We start from the raw sequence: 19,724 nt of genomic DNA on the forward strand, positions 1-19,724 counted from the left end.
ACGTACACACTTCCTAAAAAAAATGTAGTCAGATCGATGGTGTTAGGCACATCGGCAGTAATGATACTTTACCTCCTGGTTAATTTCATCTATCTCAATACCTTAGATCGCGATAGTATTGCTTTTGCGGCTAACGATAGGGTTGCGGTTGCAGCGTCTGAACAAATTTTTGGAAGTGGGATAGGTACAGTGGTGATGGCTGTGCTGGTGATGATTTCAACTTTCGGTTGTGTAAATGGGATTGTATTGGCAGGCGCCAGGGTTTTTCAAACCATGGCACAAGATGGTATGTTTTTTAAAGCTGCCCTTCATAATAATAAAAACGGTGTTCCCGAAAAATCACTGTGGATGCAGGGAATATGGGCTTCTGTGTTGTGCTTAAGCGGTCAGTACGGCAATCTATTAGATATGATCTCGTTTGTGATTGTATTATTTTACATGATTACTGTTTTTGGCGTAATCTATTTAAGGGTTAAAAAACCAGCACTTGAACGCCCTTATAAAACTTGGTTATACCCCGTTACACCCGTTATTTATTTATTGATCGGTGCAGCGTTCTGCATTTTGCTCCTCATTTATAAACAGCAATATACCTGGCCTGGATTGGTAATTGTGTTATTGGGCGTTCCGGTTTATTTGTTTATTAATCGAAAAAAACAAGAATCAATTTAGTGACTTTATACATTTATTAAGTTTAAGCCAAAGGAGGAACAGAAACATGTTCCTCCTTTTTCGATTTATTTGAGCAGCAAAGCGACTGGTGTTAAACGTTTTCTATTAACATATATGCCTGGATTCCGGGATATCCAAAAAAGAATATCAACGCTTTGCTCATTAAGCTCATACGAATAAAAATTGCTATGCAGCAAATACGCTATAGAATCAGGCAAATATGAAATGGGAATTTTTTTTTAATCAGTTTAGCTTATTTTTAGATCGGTAATAAGTTTTATGCAGAACTATTAACGAATTTGAAACTTAAATAATGCGAGTAATAAAATTATCAATCCTGGCGCTTTTCACTTTAGTTTGTCTGAGTTGCAGTTCACAAGACACTGAAACTTACTGGAAGATAGACAATATTTATCGCGAGGATAAAAAACCATTCATAGGTTTAACAGGTGCATTTATGCAAGAAATTATAGATCATCAATTTCATTTTATTAAAAAGGGTGATAGCCTGTATTTTGATCTGCCAGAGAAATTTCAAATAGATACTAAAAATTTTAAAAGCCTTCGTCAGCTTCATATTACTGATAGGGATTATTATGAGATGTACGCCCAAAATTTCAGCAGCGGTATCTTCAAAATAAAATTTAAGGATAATGCTACGCTTTCCGATTCAAAGAACACCATTATTGAGTTTAAAAAGATTACCAAAGAAGAATATTTAAAAAGTGTTCAGGAAGTTATTAACCATCAAAAATCAATTGAACAAAAGGTAAATTCGTTAAAAAGCCAATTAGAACAGCAACCTCAAATAATTTTAAATCCCGTAAAGAAAATGCCAACAAAAGGAGCAGAGTTGATGAACAATATGGGTGAACAGATCTTTTTAAACATTCCGACAGAAATAGAATTAAGGGAGTCGGGAGATTTAAAAAATGAAGTATTTGGGAATATAAAAATCGGCACATTTAAAGATAAATCAGTGATCTATGATGTAGATCACAAGGAAAACGATTATGGATTAAAACAGTTAACGATATGGATTTCATCAGATTCATCAGCATTTAGTATAGACAGGTACCTGGCTGATCAACCTAATCTCAAGCTTTTCAGGCGGGATGGTAATAATGTTGTTGGTTACGATGTTGGCTACGATGGAAGAGAAGACAAAGCGGTTGTGCAATCGTACTTCTGTTTAAAATACTATAAAGTTGAAAATTCGCACATTTTTATCTATGCCGATGTTTTTCGTTCACAGATGAAAAATGCACCTAATTTGGAGGAGATGAATAAAATTTTAAATTTTAACTATAATATCTCTCAAAACATTTCAGTAAAAGTTAATAATTAAAAATCATTCATCTTGCTAACGCGACCTAATTCTAATAAGCATATAACTTCATAGTCTTAAGTGGTTCCAGCATAATATATTAATTCTATTTTGTGTATTTTTGCAGCAATGGGAACACAGGTAGATATTGGAATTAAGGGTTATAACGCTTACGGGGTTCATTTGCGTCAAAAATATAATGGACAACGGGTATTCAAGGTAATTGTTGATGGCGGCTTTACCTGTCCGAATAGAGATGGAAGTAAGGGTTATGGCGGATGTACATATTGCAATGTAGATTCTTTCACGCCTGAACCGTCTCGTAAAATGCCGACCATTAGAGAGCAGCTGGAAGAGGGGATTAAGCGGGCGAAAAATGGATACAAAGCCGATAAATTCATTGTTTATTTTCAGCCCAATACCAATACCTATGCGCCGGCGCATTATTTAAAAATGATGTACGATGAGGCGCTATCTGTAGAAACTGAAAATATTGTGGGTTTCGCAGTAGGTACTAGGCCTGATTGTATAGATGCAGAGAAGGTGGCACTGTTGGAAAGTTATACCGACCGTTTCGATGTTGATTTGGAAATGGGTATGGAATCTATTTATGATGAAACTTTAGAGCAGATTAACAGAGGCTGCAGTCATGGTGAGTTTGTAGCTGCGGTTAAACTTTTAGAAAATAGCAAGCTCGATTTATGTGTGCATACTATTTTTGGCTTCCCCTGGGAAACCAGAGAGATGATGTATGGTTATATTCATGAAATTAATCGTTTCCCTCAGATTAAGTTCGTAAAATTTCATCATCTGCATATTGTTGAGGGATCAATTATGGGTGCTAAATATAAAAAGGATCCTTTTAAACTATTTACTTTGGAAGAATATACTGATTTGCTTTGCGAATTAATTCCATTGCTTCGCCCGGATATTGTAATACAAAGATTATTTGGAATTTCTGACTGGGATTTATTAATTGCTCCAAATTGGGGGTTAAATAAATCGGCGATTCAAACTTATATTGATAAAGAGATTGAAAAAAGAGGTGTAGTTCAAGGTTCTCGTTATTTTGACTAAATTTAAATAATTTTTATAATTTTTTAGTAGAAACCCATGAATTTTCATGGGTTTTTTGGTTTTGTATAAATATATATGTCAATATTCTTCAAAAAAATGATAAATATTCATTATTTGTATAATTCATATGATTTTGTTTTTGTTAAAAACGCATCTTAAATAAGTTTGTTTTTTGATTAAATTGTATTTTTTGGATAAAATTTTGATTTGTTTTACAAAAATTTGATGTTTTTGTTATAATTTTTTGATTAAATAGTGTAAAAATTACATTATGTCGTACTTTTATGGAAATATTTATCGAATAATTAAGAGAATTTTTAATAAAAACAAATCAAACTAAAAACTATGAGTAAATTTTCCTTAAAACAGTATGCGCCCTTTGCAGTCTTGATGATTGTAGCGATTGCAGCGCTATTTATTCCACTACTTCCAAATTTCGACGATGGAAAATACAGTGCACCTGATATTGCTTTCGTTTTAATTTCTGCAGCATTGGTGTTTTTAATGACTCCTGGTCTTGCATTTTTCTATGGTGGTATGGTTCATCGTAAAAATGTTTTATCAACCATGATTAAAAGTGTGGTTGCGGCTGGTGTAATTACTGTTCTCTGGACTGTAGTTGGTTTCAGTCTTGCATTTGGCGAAACAATAGGTGGATTTATCGGAAACCCAGCAACATTCTTGTTTTTTCAGGGTGTAAACTCAGGTCCGGCCTGGGGAACAATTCCACTATCACTTTTTGCTGTGTTTCAATTAATGTTTGCCATTATTACACCAGGATTAGTTGTGGGAGCCGTTGCAGAGCGTATTAAATTTACTTCGTATATTTTGTTTATCGTATTGTTCGCAATATTTGTATACTCTCCATTAGCACACTGGACTTGGTCGCCTGACGGATTTTTATTAAAAATGGGCGTTCTTGATTTTGCTGGTGGAACGGTTGTACACATTTCAGCTGGTATGGCTGCATTGGCTGGTGCATTGGTTTTAAAACGTAGAAAATCACACTTAGAGCATAAAGAGGTTCCACCTGCTAATATCCCTTATGTGTTAATTGGAACAGGATTACTTTGGTTCGGTTGGTTTGGTTTTAATGCAGGTTCGGCTTTGGGTGCAAATTCTTTAGCAGTTTCGGCTTTCTTAACTACCAATACCGCTGCCGGTGCCGCTGGATTATCATGGATGTTCTTCGATGTAGCGAGAGGTAAGAAACCATCAGTGCTTGGTTTCTGTATCGGTGCCGTTGTAGGTTTAGTTGCCATTACACCTGGAGCAGGTTTCGTAAGTATTCCATCGAGTATTTTTATCGGTGTGATTGCATCCGTGATCTCTAACTTAGTGGTTTCATGGAAACAAAAAACAAGTTTAGATGATACTTTAGATGTTTTCCCTTGTCATGGTGTTGGTGGTATTGTTGGTATGATTTTAACTGGCGTTTTTGCTACCAAAACAGTAAATAGCATTGGTGCTGATGGTTTATTATACGGTGGCACTGAGTTTTTCTTTACCCAGGTTAAAGGTGCGGTTATCGTAATCATTTTCAGTTTTGTGGTATCATTCATCATCTTCAAATTCATTAACCTAATTCAACCAATTCGCGTTTCAGAAGAGGAGGAAGAAATGGGTCTTGATGAATCACAACACAATGAAAAATATTCTCAAGGCACTTTGCTAGTGGAGGAAAGAGCTGTTTATATTGAAAAAAACAGTCCTCTTACTGAACCAATTGCATAAAACAAACTATATCTAAACTCAAATTCAAGCTCAAACATGAAGAAATTTTTAACTGCTATTTTCGCAATGGCCAGCGCTAGCTGCGCCCTGGCTCAGGAAACTACAACCTCTCCACTCGAAATTTCGGGATCGGTTGATACCTACTTTAAATACGATTTTGCTAAACAGCCTAATATTGGAACCTCATTTGCATCTGATCATAACTCAGTTTCATTAGGGATGATTGATTTGGTGTTGAAAAAGAAAACAGGAAAAGCCTCATTTGTCGGAGAATTATCTTTCGGTCCGAGAGGACAGGAGCAATCGCTGATAGATGCTTCAAGTGGAACTTCATCTTTTCATATCCAAAACTTATATGTAAACTATGATTTTACCGATCAGTTTTCGATGACTGCAGGTTACATGGGAACGTTTATTGGTTATGAGGTAATTTCTCCGGTAGGAAACTTTAATTATTCTACTTCATATTTATTTACAAATGGTCCATTTCAAAATGCCGGTATCAAGGCTACATACAAATTCTCTGATAAAGTGAGTTTAATGGCTGGTTTGTTCAATGACTGGAACGTTTACACAGCAACACGTGGGGTATCAAGCATTGGCGGACAATTAATGGTTTCTCCTGTAGAAGGCTGGACAGCCTATATCAATGTATTGTCTGGTGCTGGCGGCGGCGGTTACGGAACCATTGCTGATTTAACAACTGCTTATCAGATTACTGATAAATTTAAATTAGGCTTAAACGCTGCTAATTACGACATTAATGATGATGCCGGTGGTTATGCAGGAGCTGCGTTATATCCGCAGTATGCTTTTACTGATGCTGTAGCATTAGGTTTAAGAGGTGAGTATTTCAAGTACAAAAATGTTGGTGGTGTTGAGGGGGATAAATATACTTCAGTAACCCTTACTGCAAATATTAAATCTGGAGGTTTAACTTTTATTCCTGAGGTAAGATTAGATCACAGTGGTACCAAACCTTTCGCAAAAGAAAATGGAATGGCTGCGCCAAACGCAGGCCAGTTCTCACTAGCAGCAGTTTACGCTTTCTAAAAGCAAATTAATATGATTATAGCCGCCAGTTCATTTAAACTGGTGGCTTTTTTTTACCTTAGTAATTAGTTTAAAAAGGATTTATGAGATACATACTTGCCATCGCACTTTCTGTTTTTGTAACCAGTTTATCGGCTCAGGAGAAGCAATTTCCTAAAGATGAAACAGGTAAATTCATTTATTACAAGGTTGTCGATTCCCTAATATTGAGTAAGACAGTTTTATTAGAAAGAGCTAAAAATTTTGTGGTATCGACAAACAAAAAAACAATGAAGTTGGAAAGCAGTACCGATACTTCAATTTTAGCAAAGGGCAAAATGATTATCGATAAAACGACATTGGTGGCTGGTCATCCCAGTGGCGAGGTAAGCTACGATTTTGTTTTTGAGGCAAGAGCAGGAAAATATCGTTATTGGTTAACCAACTTTGTATTCATTCCTTACCAAAGAGACCGTTATGGAAACTTTGTGCCAAAAACAACTGTTGGAAGTCCACTCGAAAAATCTGCTGATAAGCTAAATGCAGGATCATGGAAAGATATTCAAACAAGCACTTATGCGAAAGTGGCAAAATTTGGAGATTCGTTTAAAAAATTCCTTGCAACAGATAAAAAGAATTCTGAACCCGTTAAAAAAGAAACTGTTTCTACCAAAAAATGGTAATCAGTTCTTTTGTCTTTTACATTTTGCCAAATAAGGATTCTACTTTTTTATAGCGAAAATTAAAAATCTCATTGATTTTATTGTTCACTATCACACCGTTTGCAACTTTGCCAATAACACCCCAGCCTACACTATAATGAAGAATATCTTTCATTAATACACCGCCGTCAATGCTTTGAAAATGATGTTGATGGTGCCAAAAGGCAAAGGGCCCAAATCTTTGTTCATCAATAAAGTATTCGTTTTCTTTAACGTGAGTAATTTCCGTTACCCAGTCTAGTTTAATCCCGAATAATGGAGAAACTTTGTAGGTGATGATTAAACCAGGATACATTTTGGTATTTGCCATGTTAGGCGAGGTCACGTCAAATGTCATATCTTTTGGTGTAATCTCTGCAAGGTTTAGTGGCGATGAGAAAAAATCCCATGCGGTATCCAAGTCTACGGGAATTTTCTGAGTAAATTCTAATCGATGTATTTTCAAAGTATCTTTTAGGCTTAACAGCAGTGCTGCTATTTTGTTGCAGATAAACTGAGTTTATCGGTAATTAATTTTACTAATGCATCAAATTCTTTTTGCTCGTAGCCGATAGATTGATAAATGATCTTGCCATTTTGATCAATTAAAATGTTTCTTGGTATGCTTTGTTTAGCGAACTTGCTGAAGATACTTCGATCTAAGTCTGGAAGTATTGGGAAGGTAAATCCTTTTTTGCTTTTATAGGGTATTAATTTCTCCCATCCTTCTTCTCTGCCGAATACAAAAAAGGCAAAGTTGCTGTTGTCTTTGTGTTTTTCCCAAATTTGGGTTTGAACCTGTGGCAATTCTTTGTTACAGGGCGGGCACCAGGTTGCGAACAAATTAATTAGAATCAATTTGCCCTTGTAATCGGAAATGTCAACGGTTTTACCTTTTTCGATCTCAAATTTAAAGGAAGGTATAGTGTCTCCAATTTTGGTAATTGTGCCATCATCAGCAGTTTGAGCCATTACATTGGCAGTGATGAATAAGCAAATGATTAGGAATATCTTTTTCATAATAGGGGATGATGAATAAAGATACTCCTATAAAAAATCTTTACAAAATTAATGTACCATTTTGTCGGCACAGGTTGAGCTGGCAAAGGCTTCAGGTTTGGCTTTAAAAATAAAACCCATGCTTAATATGTAGCCCATGGCATCATTCAATGCTTTATTTGATTTAAATGATGGGTTGGTATTAATGTCTGCATGAACTTCCAGTGCAACGTCATAAATATCCAGTAAATCGCAAATGGAATAAGCCGTTTCAATTGATTTTTGAACTTCCATTAACATCCTTTCTTTAATACCCACTTGCTGAGTATTTTTTTCCTGATGGATGTACATAAAACCGCCGTGATGTTCTCGCAACAATACAATAACGGTAGCAAAATCGGTAACCAGGCCTTTCACCTGCGAATCGGTGCCGATGCAGACTTTCAATTTATAGCCATTTTCTGTTTCTCTGATAATTGCTTTTTCTACTTCTTCGAGGATAGAAGATTGAATAATTTCGCCACTAAATTTTTTCCAGGTCATACACAATGTTGTTTTGAGGTTAATTCCAAAGAAATTCCTTTGGATACATGGTAATCAGGTTTTTATAAAAATAAGCGCTTGAAATTAAATTTATGTTAAGATGAAATTGTTTATTTGCTAACAGCAGCTTAGTTTTCAACAAGTTAGCGTTTTTTCTGGGGAACGATTGCAATTTTTTTATATTATTTACAACCGAATAGCCGTTCTACTTGTTAGATTAAGAACTAAAATTCAAAAGAATATGAGAGCGGAATTAATTCAGGAACTTCAGCTTTTGCAGAATAGCAGAGCGAATAAATTTGCAGATGATTTATCGGATAGACTAAAGTCGTCAGTTGATTTGGTAACAGAAAAAGTCAATTCGTCAATCTCAAAAAGAGGAAATATGTTAATGTTGCTAGAGAAAAAATTTGATTTCTCTACCATCAGAAAACTTAAATCGAAGTTTTTCAAGTTGTAGTGATGTAAGATTGCAGGCGTTGAAATGCTTATCTTTGGCCCGATGATAGAGAACGCCTTAAAAAAATTAAACATTACAGCACTTAACCAAATGCAGGAAGCTGCATTAAAAGCAGTAAAATCCGGGCATGATGTTTTGCTGATTGCACCTACTGGTTCTGGCAAAACACTGGCATTTTTGTTGCCGCTACTGGCAAAATTAAAGCCTGATGTTAAAGGTGTTCAGGCACTTGTTTTAGTGCCATCAAGAGAACTTGCACTTCAGATTGAGCAGGTATTTAGGCAAATGGGCACGCCTTTTAAAGTAAACTGCTGTTACGGCGGCCACGCGGTTCGGGTAGAAAAGAATAATCTTGCTCATCCGCCAGCGGTATTAATTGGCACACCCGGCCGAATTGCCTATCACCTGGAACATCAGAATTTTGATGAATCTTTCGTAGAAAATCTGATTTTAGATGAATTTGACAAATCGCTGGAGTTTGGCTTTGAATCCGATATGTCGTACATCATCGGTAAGTTGCTTTCCTTAAAACAACGAATACTTACCTCGGCAACGAAGATGGAAGAAATTCCTGAGTTTGTGAAGTTAAAAAATGCGCTTGATATTGATTTCTCTCAAAACCTTCAATCGAAACCTAATTTAAAACTGAAGAAAGTTACTGCGCCGGCGGCAGATAAATTAGAGGTTTTATTTAAATTGTTAACCAAGATTGGAGGCAAGAATACGCTGGTTTTTTGTAATCATCGCGAAACGGTAGATCGGATTAGCGATATCCTTTTCGAACATGGCTTAGGGCATGATGTTTTTCATGGTGGAATGGAACAAATCGACCGTGAGAAAGCACTTTTGAAGTTTAGAAACGGTAGCCATAAAATTTTAATTACTACAGATTTGGCTGCCCGTGGACTTGATATTCCGGAAATTGAGCACATTGTTCACTATCAATTGCCTTATACAGAAGATGCTTACATTCATCGCAATGGAAGAACTGCCCGAATGCATGCAAAAGGCACCGCGTATGCCGTAATCACTCCGGAAGAAAATTATAAGTATCTGCCTGAAGATATTGAGGAGGAACCTCTATCAGATCATTACGAAATTCCTGAAGCGAGTGATTGGGTAACCTTATATCTGGCGCATGGCAAAAAAGATAAAATTAATAAGATAGATATTGTGGGGTTGTTTTTGCAAAAAGGCGGCTTGGCCAAAGATGACCTAGGTTTGATTGAAGTAAAAGACACCACGAGTTACATAGCCGTAAAACGAGAGAAAATTGAAAAACTCTTAAAAATATTAACAGGCGAAAAAATAAAAGGGAAAAAGTTAAAAATGGAAGTAGCGAGTTAGGTCGGTTCAATTGTTCTTTGCTGGAAGGTTTAAACGTTACAACATTCTAACATTTCATTATTCCAATAAAACACATACTAGCAATGTTATTCATTCAAATTCACTTATTAATTATTCACTAATTCAAAATCCATTCATTCAAAATTAAAATATGAGCAATAACGATATATTAAAAAAATTAAGAGTAGCGCTGTCATTAAAGACAGAAGATATTATTACCATTTGCGATTTGGTTGGCTTTAAGGTAACAAAGGCAGAACTGGGTGATATTTTTAGGAACGAGGATCATGAAAACTTCAAACCATGTGGCGATCAGATTTTGCGCAACTTTTTAAATGGTTTGGTAATTTACAAAAGAGGCCCGAAAGAAGAAAAGAAATCTTAGCAGAGCATTTTAAGCGAAATTATGAAATTTAAATTCCTCTTAATGGGGCTGTTTTTGTACTCAGGCAGCTTGGTTGCTCAACAACACGAATCTGTTCAGAAAGAAGATTTTTCAGATGACTGGGCGACACTTTCTAAATATCAGAAAGAAAATGACTCTTTAGCTGCCCCGAATAAGGGTGAAAAGCGGGTGGTTTTTTTAGGTAGTTCGATATTCGAGTTCTGGAAACAGAAAGATCCACAATATTTTAATAACGGTTCTTATCTTGACAGAGGAATCAGCGGACAAATTTCCCCTCAATTGTTAATCCGATTTCGGCAGGATGTGATCAACCTAAAACCAAAAGCTGTGATTATTCTTGCTGGAAGCAATGATCTGGCTGGTAACAAAGGTCATGTAAGTAATGAAACCGTTATGAATAACATCAAATCGATGGCCGAACTGGCCAGGAAAAATCGAATTAAAGTTATTCTCTGTAAATACTTACCAATTTATGAGTATCCCTGGAATAAAAACTTAAAGGGCGTTGCAGATCAGATTATTTCTTTAAATAACGAGATTGTTAGCTACGCGAAAGCCAATCGTTTCGTCATTTTAGATTATTGGACCCCATTAGTTGATGAACGAAACGGACAAAAGGCTGCTTATACCACGGATGGGGTTCACCCGAACCTGGCAGGTTATAAGGTAATGGAACAGGTTACAGAAGAGGCAATCGACAAAGCTTTGCACAGAAGAAAATAAATATCTAAAAAAAAAAGTCCCGATTTTCACCGAGACTTTTTACTAATTTAATTTTCTATATCTGATTCGTTTTGGAGTAACATCGCCTAAACGTTTCTTGCGATTTTCTTCATAATCAGAATAATTTCCTTCAAAGAAATAAACTTCTGAGTTTCCTTCAAAAGCCAGAATGTGGGTACAAATCCTATCCAGGAACCACCTGTCGTGACTGATGACTACCGCACAACCACCAAAGTTTTCCAATGCTTCTTCTAAAGCACGTAAGGTATTCACATCGATATCATTGGTGGGCTCATCGAGTAAAAGTACGTTTGCACCCTTTTTCAAAGTAATGGCCAGGTGAACACGGTTACGTTCACCACCTGATAAAATGCCTACTTTTTTCTGCTGATCGCCGCCGTTGAAGTTGAATTTAGAAACATAAGCACGGCCATTTACGGCTTTGGTGCCTAACTGAATGTTATCTAAACCATCCGTAATATTTTCATAAACAGTTTTATCAGCATCCAGGTCGTTATGCATTTGATCTACATAACCCAGCTCTACCGTTTCGCCAACCCTGAAAGTTCCATTATCAGGTTCTTCTTGCCCGGTAATTAAGCGGAATAAAGTTGTTTTACCCGCACCATTTGGCCCGATAATCCCCACAATACCCGCTGGTGGAAGTGAAAAGTTCAGGTTATCAAATAAAATTTTATCGCCGTAGGCTTTGGTCACATTGGTTGCTTCAATCACTACATTACCTAAACGCGGTCCTGCAGGAATGAAAAGTTCCAGTTTATCTTCTCTTTCTTTGCCATCTTCAGACGCAAGTTTATCGTAGTTTGCTAAACGAGCTTTAGATTTGGCATGACGGGCTTTTGGTGCCATTCGTACCCATTCTAATTCACGCTCCAGAGCTTTCTGGCGTTTGCTTTCTGTTTTATCTTCCTGAGCCAAACGTTTTGCTTTCTGATCTAACCATGAAGAATAATTTCCTTTCCATGGAATCCCTTCACCACGATCTAATTCTAAAATCCATCCCGCTACATTATCCAGGAAGTATCTATCGTGGGTTACCGCGATCACGGTTCCTTCATAGTTTTGCAAAAATTGTTCTAACCAGTCAATACTCTCTGCATCCAGGTGGTTGGTAGGCTCATCCAGTAACAAAACATCAGGTTTTTGCAGTAATAAACGGCACATCGCCACACGGCGACGTTCACCACCAGAAAGTACACTAATTTTGGTTTCGGGATCTGGGCAGCGTAATGCGTCCATTGCTCTTTCCAATCTCGAATCAATCTCCCAAGCACCCAAAGCATCAATTTTATCTTGTAGTTCGCCCTGGCGAGCCATCAATTTATCCATTTTATCGGCATCAGAATAGTTTTCTTCTAAACCGAAAGCTTCGTTCACTTCCTCGTATTCTTTTAAAATAGCGGTTACTTCGGCAACACCTTCTTCCACTACTTCGCGTACCGTTTTATCAGGATCAAGAACTGGTTCCTGAGCCAGATAACCTACAGAATAGCCCGGAGAAAATACAACTTCGCCTTGTATTGATTTATCTAAACCAGCAATAATTTTTAATAAAGATGATTTACCAGAGCCGTTTAAACCTACAACGCCAATTTTTGCACCGTAAAAAAATGATAAGTAAATATTTTTTAAAACCTGTTTTTGTGGCGGATAGATTTTACTCACTCCAGCCATTGAAAAGATTATTTTTTCGTCTGACATGTTGAATTTTGCTATTAGTGAATTAAACCTTAATCATAAGGATTTGTAAATAATGGCAAAGATAATAACAACCTGCCGATAACAATTGGTTTATCTGGGAATATTATTTCTGACATCATTTAGTATTTACACGAAAAAGCCCTCAAATTAAAAAGATGAGGGCTTTCAATAAGTTGATTATTATTGAATTTAGAAATTATATCTTATTATTTACTGTAAGGGAAATTTCTTGATACTTTTCTCATCATTCTATCGATCAATTCGTCACTTGAAGTAAAAACGCCATCATTCATTGCTTTGAAAAAGCGCCATTGCATATCACCTGTTTTTCCATCATTCACTACCATTGTTAATGATCCAGAACCGGTTTTACTTCCAAGTCCACCAAATAAAACTGTTGTTACAATCGCCCCAGCTTCTGATCGGGTTTGTTCTGTTTCAAATTTACCTGAGATAACTGCATCCACACCTAACGCTTTAGCAACTTCATCTTTTGTAAATTCATCTAGTTTATCTAAAAGCCCCGCTTTTTTTAATAAAATATTTGTCTTTTCAACATCCTGAAATTCTACGGTATAATTGCTTGATTTTCTAAGCAAAAAAGTATACATGCTCGATTGTATAGATGTTGACATCGTTTTCTCCTTTTGTATATGAGCATCAAGATTGAAATCTTTTGGTTGTTTTTTAAAGGAAATTTTCGTGTTAAATGGAAGAATAGCAACAGTTTTGTGTGTAGCAATTACCTCTTTTAATTTTGGACTTTCAAATACTTGCTTGGCATTTTCATATTGAGCCAAAGCAATCAAATTGGTACTAACAAGTACCAGGAGGAGTAACGTTTTTTTCATTATACTTTTTAGTTTGTTTGGAGCAATATTAAAAAAAATCTTCACTTAATTATTCTTTCTTCAACATCTCAAAAACGGTATGGATAAAAATAAATGACAATGATGACTATGTTTTTAAAAAGTAAACCGTTGTAAAGATTTTGATTAATAGCTTTGATTCAATAACCAAGCTATATTTAACAATGTTTATTTGCCCGGCATTTTAAAAGATGGTGGCGTTGCTGCATCATCTGCTGCCCATTGCTTATTTGGTCTTTTGCCCATTATGAGCTCAAGACTTCCACCTTTCATTAGTTCCTCATGTGTAAACCACGATTTGTTCCAAACCTTTCCATTTAACTTTGCTGATTGGATATATTTGTTTTCTGGAGCATAATTTTTACAGGCAACCTCAAATTTCTTCCCGTTTCCAATATCAATTTTAACGTTTTCAAAAGTCGGGCTTCCTATTACATACATTGGTAAACCCGGTGTAATCGGGTAGAAACCAATTTGAGAAAAAACAACAAATGAGGTTAAGCCACCGCCATCTTCATCGCCAGGAATACCCATTAAATCATTTCTAAACCATTGAGATAATAAACTACGCACTCGTTTTTGAGTGCGCCAGGGTTGTCCGGCATAATTGTATAAGTAAGGAATGTGCATGGCCGGTTCATTACCCATTGAAAATTGACCCACATTTCCGGTATGATCTGGTAGTTGTGAATAAAAATCAAATCTGCTTTTCCCCAGCGGCGTATTATACATTTTCTCCAGTTCCTCAACAAAAACGCCTTTACCACCAATCATTTTTACTAAATCATCCACGTTATGCAACACATCCCAGCGGTATAACCAACCATTGTTTTCATCATAAGTTTCTCTTGCACCCAAGCCGCCAGAAAACCTATAATCCAATGGCTCAATAAATTTTCCACTCGCATCTTTTGGATGGAAAAATTTCGTTTCAGGATTAAAAACAGTGCGATAGGTTAAACTCTTGTCCAGAAAATGCCTGGCTTCTTCTGTTTTGCCTAACTGCTGCGCAATATTTCCTAAACACCATTCATCATAAACGGTGCCTAGCGTCACGGCAATAGGCTGGCGCTTTTCGAATCCGTGAACTTCAGGTGCAGTTTCCTTTTCGCCCGCGGGTAGTGCAGGGAAATAACCATGATCTTTAAAAAACTGATCTAATACACCTGCTTTTTTAGCAGACCATGGAGCCAGGGTTTTCTCAGTAATGCCAGCTTTGCAGTATTGATAAGCTTCTTCCAGGTTAAAAGATCTCAAACCTTTATTATAAGCGTCGATGATGGTTGCCACCCCATGATTACTGTTCATTCTCCGACTATCGCCCGTAACCTCCGGGAATGTCGGCATCCAATGATCATCCATCTGCTGTGCCATCCTTAAATAAGAATTAATCATATTACTTTCCATTTTTGGCTCGATGATCACACGAAGCGGATGGGTTGCTCTATAGGTATCCCAAATCCAGTCGTCTGTAAAAAATGGCGTTCCATTATCGTTATGGATCTTGCCATCAAATGCACTAAAGTATTTTCCATCTTCCGATAGGTTGATCATCCGTTCGTAAGTACGATATAACGAGGTATAAAAAATGGTTTTTGCATTTTCATCCGAACCTTTAATAGCTATTTTGCCTAAAGTAGTATTCCAAATGTTTTTTCCCAGCTCTGCAACATTTGCTAAATTGTAATCTTTTATTTCGCGTTGCAGATTCTTCTTTGCCTGTTCTACACTGATGAAAGAGATTCCATAGCGGGCTTTTACCCGTTGAGTATTGCCGGCATATTTAAGTACCAAAAAGGCATTACGGCCAGAAACAGCTTTTTTTTGATTATCGATTGAACTATTTTGATAACTGCCTGCTTCAACAGGTTTCAAATCTGTTTCCAGATAGATAAATACTTTGGTATTATTGCTCAACCGCTGAAAGCCACTTACAGTATTCTCATTGGTACTCAGTTCTCCATCGCGTGTATTCAAAATTAAGTAGGAGGATGCCTGGCTTTTACTAAAATTAATTTCATAAATGCCTGATTGATGCGAAGGTGCAAATTTTGCATTAATGCCAAAGTCATCCAGGTCAACTTCGTAGTAGTATGGTTTGATGATTTCATTATCATAACCATACCGTATGGTATTCTTAATCTCTCTTACATCTCCCTGAAAAGGACTTAGGTTAAATGCTGAACTTCCACGGTGACTTGTAATTACGAGTGGCAATCCATTAACGGTGTTACTGGTGTAGTTTTCTCTTTCAGGATAAAAGCGAAGCATACTGTTTGGCAAGTGAACAGTAGGATAGGTCGGTACCAGCAGGTGGCTGATGTTACCTACATAAGGATTTACATAATCTACAGGTTGTTTGGTAATTTGTGCTGATGTTGATTTTGCTGAAATTGTAATCGATATAATCGCACTAAAGAGATAGCAGAAATATTTATTCATAATTTATTTGCAGAGGATAGATGCCAAATTTAAGATTTTTACCAGGTGATTTAGCTGGTTATCGCACCAGAAGTGTATCAATTGTGTGGTAATAAAAACGATTTAGTTACCGATGCGAGGGAGAAAGATTATATTTTCTGATAATACAGTACACACATTTGTTGACCACAGCAGCAATGAAATTTGATCGAATTTGCATATTTATATATAAATTCTATAGAATTGGTAGTCTATTTAAAATAATCTTATATATTTGCCAAAAACCTTTTACAATTCAATATGATTACATCCCTACCATTTCAATTTTCCCGAACATTTCGAAAAGGAAATCCTTGTCCGAACATGCAATATTGTTGTTGTTGCTAGTATAAGAAAGCACTATAAAGATTCCTTATTCAATCAGAATTCCTCTGAGATCAAACTTTTGTATAATTCAATGAAGTAATTTATAAAATGAAACCGACAAGGAAGCCTTGCCGGTTTGTAGATGAATGACAGCCCAGCCGTAACGCCAATCACTAAACTGGTCTTCATTCTTGGTTCCATTAAGATTTAACCTTAACAAACATTTTAAATATGGAAATAAATATCCATGTCAAGAAATTTTACGATCACAATTTTTCAGACCCTCTTTCCCTAGCGAGCATTATTTTGCTCTTAATTTTCTCACTTTCTGCGTCTGGTCAGGATGTAAAGCCATCCGTTATTAATTCTCAGCTTATCGGCAAGGTAATCGATGTAGCAACTAAAGAGCCGCTACCGGGAGTAGTAGTTAGAATTAAAGGTACTACTCATGCAGTGGCCACATCAGCCGATGGTTCCTTCTCATTTCGAACCGGACAAAGTTTTCCTTATACTTTAACCGTAAGCTTAATTGGTTACGATACTCAGGAAAAAAGAGTTGATGGTTCTCCAGTTACTGTAGCTTTGAAAGCATCGGCAAATCAATTAAACGATGTGGTTGCAGTTGGTTATGGAACACAACGTAAGGCTGATTTAACCGGAGCAGTTTCTAAAATCAAAGCTTCTGAAACGGTAAAACTTCCGGTTGCCAGTTTTGATGCACAGTTACAGGGGCGGGCTGCCGGAGTTCAAATCAACTCCAACTCGGGTGTACCTGGTGAAGGTACTTTTGTTAGGGTGCGGGGAACAACTTCGATTAACTCGAGTAGCGAGCCACTTTACGTAATTGATGGTGTATTTTTAAATAACACCTCTTTACAAACCACCAATCTGGGAGGCAGAACAACTTCTCCGCTGGCAGATATTAATCCAGCTGATATTGAAAGTATTGAAGTACTTAAGGATGCTTCTGCAACCGCTATTTACGGCTCCAGGGGAGCTAATGGGGTAGTTTTGGTCACTACAAAAAGAGGAAGTTTCAACGCCAGAACTAAAGTAAGCTTAGATGTTTCTACCGGCTGGGTTGAGGCAGATCAATCTACTGTTCCTCAATTGGCGTCGGGTCCTGAATCGGCATTATTGGCTAATGAATATTGGATCAATTCGGGCATCGATCGTCCGGCATTAAACCAAACTTTTGCCAATCGCCCATTTAGACCAGTATCTCAAGGTGGAGCTGGTTTGCCAGAAGAGCAACAGACTTTCGATCGAATTGGTGACATTCTCCAAAAAGGATTAATCCAGGATTATAATTTATCTATTCAGGGTGGAACCGATAAATCAAGATTTTATGTAGGTGCAGGGTATACTGATCAAAAAGCGCTGATTAAAGTGCCGCAGTTTCAGAGAACAAGCTTAAAATTTAACTACGATCATAATTTAAGTGATGCCATTTCTTTTGGTTTAACCAATAGCATTTCGAAAAGTGATCGGAATCAAGCCAGAACAGGCGATGGTCCACAGGTGAATTTATGGAACGCTGCCACTAGTGCCGCCACCTACACGCCAAAATTTGCACAAGATGGAACTTCCACTGGTTCTGATAACATCTATTTGTTAATTGATAATTATGATGTAAACACCACTAGCTTAAGGTATGTAGGCAGTGCCTACGCGGAAGCGAAAATTATCGATGGATTAAAATTTAAAAGTAGTTTCTCATTGGATTATAATCACTATGATGAATCGGCATATTGGAACAGCCAAACCAGTATTGGAAGGGCTGTGGGTGGTAACGCTACTTCATCTATTACGCAAAATAGTACCTGGATTAATGAGCAGACCCTAACCTATATCAAAAATGCTGGCGACCATCATTTTAATGCATTGGTAGGAAATTCACTTCAAGCAAATGTAATTAGCCTAACCGCTGCAGAAGGAAGTGGGTTTGCCAATGATAACTTTAAATTAATTTCTTCTGCTTCTACAAGAACATCATCTCAAAATTGGAGTAAGTATTCGTTGGCATCGTTTTTTGGTCGCTTTGATTATAACTATGCAAGCAGATACTACATTGGTTTAAGTGCCCGAGCTGATGGATCATCGAAATTTGGTGCAAACAATAAATGGGGATATTTTCCTGCCGTTTCAGGTGCATGGCGATTAAAAGAAGAATCGTTTTTAAAAGATGCCAAATGGATAAGTGATTTAAAACTTCGTGTTTCCTATGGTGTAACAGGTAACCAGGCTGGTATCGATAATTTTGCAGCTCAAGGCTTATGGACGGGTGGTAGCAGCTATCCAGATGTTGCCGGATCGCCTCAACCAGGTATTGGACCGATTCAATTGGGCAATCCTGATTTACGCTGGGAAAAAACGGCTCAAACCAACCTTGGTTTTGATTTAGGCTTGTTAGACAATAGAATATCACTTACTGTTGATGTATATAATAAGTATACAACAGGCTTACTGCTACAAAAACCGATTGCTGCATCGACTGGTTTTGCCACTTATTGGGCTAACGAAGGAGAAATGAGCAATAGAGGTTACGAGGTTGGTATTAATACCACCAATATTGCCAACAATAACTTTAGTTGGAAAACGAGTTTGAATTTCTCAGGTAACAGAAACAGAATTGAAAAATTGCCCACACAAATTACACAATACACCCGCGATTGGGTGATTATGAAAGAAGGTTATTCTATGAACTCTTTCTGGTTGTATAATCAGTTATATGTTGATCCGCAAACAGGAGCACCAGTATTCGAAGGGCAGGCTGCAAATGGAACGGTGACTACTGCTAATCGTCAGATACTAGGCGATTCTTACCCGAAAATATTTGGCGGTTTAAGCAACAGTTTCACCTTCAAAAGTTTCGATTTGAGTTTCTTGTTTACCTTTCAGGCCGGAAACAAATCCCTCAATTTGAACCGTTATTTCCGTGAACGTAATCCAACAAGTGGAGGTGTATTGGCAAATGTATTAAACCGTTGGCAAAAGCCTGGCGATATTACTGATATCCCAAGATTAACGTCAATTGGCACCAATTACACCATTGATCAAAGTTCGAGATATTTAGAAGATGCATCATTCCTTCGTTTAAAACAACTCACTTTTGGCTATAACCTCCCAGGCAAATTTTTGAAAAAAATCAGGTTGAGTCAGGCAAGATTTTATTTTGTTGGTTCAAACTTATTCCTGATTACCAAATATACAGGCGATCCCGAATCGAGTGTAACCTCTAATCCTAATGCTCAGGGGCTGGGTTCATTTGGAACCCCGCCGCAGCCAAGATCATTTCAATTTGGCTTAAACATTACCATTTAAT

The 19,724-nt window shown here is 37.0% G+C and carries 17 protein-coding genes; 11 read left to right on the top strand and 6 right to left on the bottom strand.

Translation table 11 applies throughout. The features are described 5' to 3' along the window. From ON09_RS07860 to ON09_RS07885, 6 genes are all read left to right on the top strand, one after another. Positions 1–672 (top strand): APC family permease (locus ON09_RS07860; RefSeq protein WP_010600510.1); only part of this gene is annotated, 672 nt, incomplete at its 5' end. A gap of 313 nt (positions 673–985) precedes the next feature. After that, on the top strand, positions 986–2,020 hold the full coding sequence (locus ON09_RS07865; protein ID WP_010600511.1) for a hypothetical protein: 1,035 nt from the start codon (positions 986–988) through the stop codon (positions 2,018–2,020). A gap of 108 nt (positions 2,021–2,128) precedes the next feature. Next, positions 2,129–3,076 (top strand): TIGR01212 family radical SAM protein, encoded by a 948-nt coding sequence (locus tag ON09_RS07870; RefSeq protein WP_010600512.1) that lies wholly within the window; start codon positions 2,129–2,131, stop codon positions 3,074–3,076. Positions 3,077–3,421: 345 nt separating this feature from the next. After that, on the top strand, positions 3,422–4,810 hold the full coding sequence (locus ON09_RS07875) for an ammonium transporter (RefSeq protein WP_010600513.1): 1,389 nt from the start codon (positions 3,422–3,424) through the stop codon (positions 4,808–4,810). Positions 4,811–4,846: 36 nt separating this feature from the next. Then, entirely contained in the window at positions 4,847–5,863 is a 1,017-nt protein-coding gene (locus ON09_RS07880) for a porin (RefSeq protein WP_010600514.1), read from the top strand. An 83-nt stretch (positions 5,864–5,946) separates the two neighbouring features. Next, positions 5,947–6,525 (top strand): DUF4468 domain-containing protein, encoded by a 579-nt coding sequence (locus tag ON09_RS07885; protein WP_010600515.1) that lies wholly within the window; start codon positions 5,947–5,949, stop codon positions 6,523–6,525. 16 nt (positions 6,526–6,541) lie between these two features. Here the strand turns inward: ON09_RS07885 and ON09_RS07890 are convergent, their stop codons facing one another. The 3 genes from ON09_RS07890 to ON09_RS07900 are packed head-to-tail and all read right to left on the bottom strand — an operon-like array spanning position 6,542 to position 8,085. After that, complete coding sequence (locus tag ON09_RS07890; protein WP_029204196.1) at positions 6,542–7,009, bottom strand: SRPBCC family protein; 468 nt, start codon at positions 7,007–7,009, stop codon at positions 6,542–6,544. 29 nt (positions 7,010–7,038) lie between these two features. Beyond that, complete coding sequence (locus ON09_RS07895; RefSeq protein ID WP_039842030.1) at positions 7,039–7,563, bottom strand: TlpA family protein disulfide reductase; 525 nt, start codon at positions 7,561–7,563, stop codon at positions 7,039–7,041. A gap of 48 nt (positions 7,564–7,611) precedes the next feature. Continuing rightward, positions 7,612–8,085, bottom strand: a complete 474-nt coding sequence (locus tag ON09_RS07900) for a ribonuclease H-like YkuK family protein (protein WP_010600518.1) — start codon at positions 8,083–8,085, stop codon at positions 7,612–7,614. 241 nt (positions 8,086–8,326) lie between these two features. Here ON09_RS07900 and ON09_RS07905 point away from each other — a divergent pair, with 241 nt between their 5' ends. From ON09_RS07905 to ON09_RS07920, 4 genes are all read left to right on the top strand, one after another. Then, positions 8,327–8,545 (top strand): hypothetical protein, encoded by a 219-nt coding sequence (locus ON09_RS07905; protein ID WP_010600519.1) that lies wholly within the window; start codon positions 8,327–8,329, stop codon positions 8,543–8,545. 42 nt (positions 8,546–8,587) lie between these two features. Beyond that, positions 8,588–9,892, top strand: coding sequence for a DEAD/DEAH box helicase (locus ON09_RS07910; protein ID WP_010600520.1), 1,305 nt, complete (start codon positions 8,588–8,590; stop codon positions 9,890–9,892). A 151-nt stretch (positions 9,893–10,043) separates the two neighbouring features. After that, positions 10,044–10,277: a DUF1456 family protein gene (locus ON09_RS07915; protein WP_010600521.1), complete on the top strand. Its 234-nt coding sequence runs from the start codon at positions 10,044–10,046 to the stop codon at positions 10,275–10,277. A 21-nt stretch (positions 10,278–10,298) separates the two neighbouring features. Continuing rightward, positions 10,299–11,021, top strand: coding sequence for a GDSL-type esterase/lipase family protein (locus tag ON09_RS07920; RefSeq protein WP_010600522.1), 723 nt, complete (start codon positions 10,299–10,301; stop codon positions 11,019–11,021). A gap of 42 nt (positions 11,022–11,063) precedes the next feature. Here the strand turns inward: ON09_RS07920 and ettA are convergent, their stop codons facing one another. The 3 genes from ettA to ON09_RS07935 all read right to left on the bottom strand — a co-directional run bounded on the left by ettA (position 11,064) and on the right by ON09_RS07935 (position 16,054). After that, positions 11,064–12,743, bottom strand: coding sequence for an energy-dependent translational throttle protein EttA (ettA, locus tag ON09_RS07925; protein WP_010600523.1), 1,680 nt, complete (start codon positions 12,741–12,743; stop codon positions 11,064–11,066). 206 nt (positions 12,744–12,949) lie between these two features. Then, positions 12,950–13,639 (bottom strand): hypothetical protein, encoded by a 690-nt coding sequence (locus ON09_RS07930; RefSeq protein WP_238533626.1) that lies wholly within the window; start codon positions 13,637–13,639, stop codon positions 12,950–12,952. A gap of 141 nt (positions 13,640–13,780) precedes the next feature. Beyond that, positions 13,781–16,054 (bottom strand): GH92 family glycosyl hydrolase, encoded by a 2,274-nt coding sequence (locus tag ON09_RS07935; protein ID WP_010600525.1) that lies wholly within the window; start codon positions 16,052–16,054, stop codon positions 13,781–13,783. 576 nt (positions 16,055–16,630) lie between these two features. Here ON09_RS07935 and ON09_RS07940 point away from each other — a divergent pair. Beyond that, entirely contained in the window at positions 16,631–19,723 is a 3,093-nt protein-coding gene (locus ON09_RS07940; protein ID WP_010600526.1) for a SusC/RagA family TonB-linked outer membrane protein, read from the top strand. The last annotated feature ends 1 nt before the right edge of the window (position 19,724 follow it).

Origin of the sequence: Pedobacter agri PB92, assembly GCF_000258495.1 — a bacterium.
GTDB lineage: Bacteria > Bacteroidota > Bacteroidia > Sphingobacteriales > Sphingobacteriaceae > Pedobacter > Pedobacter agri.

Coding starts and splice junctions, on each gene's coding strand:
- ON09_RS07865 (WP_010600511.1), top strand. CDS start 986: ATGCGAGTAATAAAATTATCAATCCTGGCGCTTTTCACTTTAGTTTGT.
- ON09_RS07870 (WP_010600512.1), top strand. CDS start 2,129: ATGGGAACACAGGTAGATATTGGAATTAAGGGTTATAACGCTTACGGG.
- ON09_RS07875 (WP_010600513.1), top strand. CDS start 3,422: ATGAGTAAATTTTCCTTAAAACAGTATGCGCCCTTTGCAGTCTTGATG.
- ON09_RS07880 (WP_010600514.1), top strand. CDS start 4,847: ATGAAGAAATTTTTAACTGCTATTTTCGCAATGGCCAGCGCTAGCTGC.
- ON09_RS07885 (WP_010600515.1), top strand. CDS start 5,947: ATGAGATACATACTTGCCATCGCACTTTCTGTTTTTGTAACCAGTTTA.
- ON09_RS07895 (WP_039842030.1), bottom strand. CDS start 7,563: ATGAAAAAGATATTCCTAATCATTTGCTTATTCATCACTGCCAATGTA.
- ON09_RS07900 (WP_010600518.1), bottom strand. CDS start 8,085: ATGACCTGGAAAAAATTTAGTGGCGAAATTATTCAATCTTCTATCCTC.
- ON09_RS07905 (WP_010600519.1), top strand. CDS start 8,327: ATGAGAGCGGAATTAATTCAGGAACTTCAGCTTTTGCAGAATAGCAGA.
- ON09_RS07910 (WP_010600520.1), top strand. CDS start 8,588: ATGATAGAGAACGCCTTAAAAAAATTAAACATTACAGCACTTAACCAA.
- ON09_RS07915 (WP_010600521.1), top strand. CDS start 10,044: ATGAGCAATAACGATATATTAAAAAAATTAAGAGTAGCGCTGTCATTA.
- ON09_RS07920 (WP_010600522.1), top strand. CDS start 10,299: ATGAAATTTAAATTCCTCTTAATGGGGCTGTTTTTGTACTCAGGCAGC.
- ettA (WP_010600523.1), bottom strand. CDS start 12,743: ATGTCAGACGAAAAAATAATCTTTTCAATGGCTGGAGTGAGTAAAATC.
- ON09_RS07935 (WP_010600525.1), bottom strand. CDS start 16,054: ATGAATAAATATTTCTGCTATCTCTTTAGTGCGATTATATCGATTACA.
- ON09_RS07940 (WP_010600526.1), top strand. CDS start 16,631: ATGGAAATAAATATCCATGTCAAGAAATTTTACGATCACAATTTTTCA.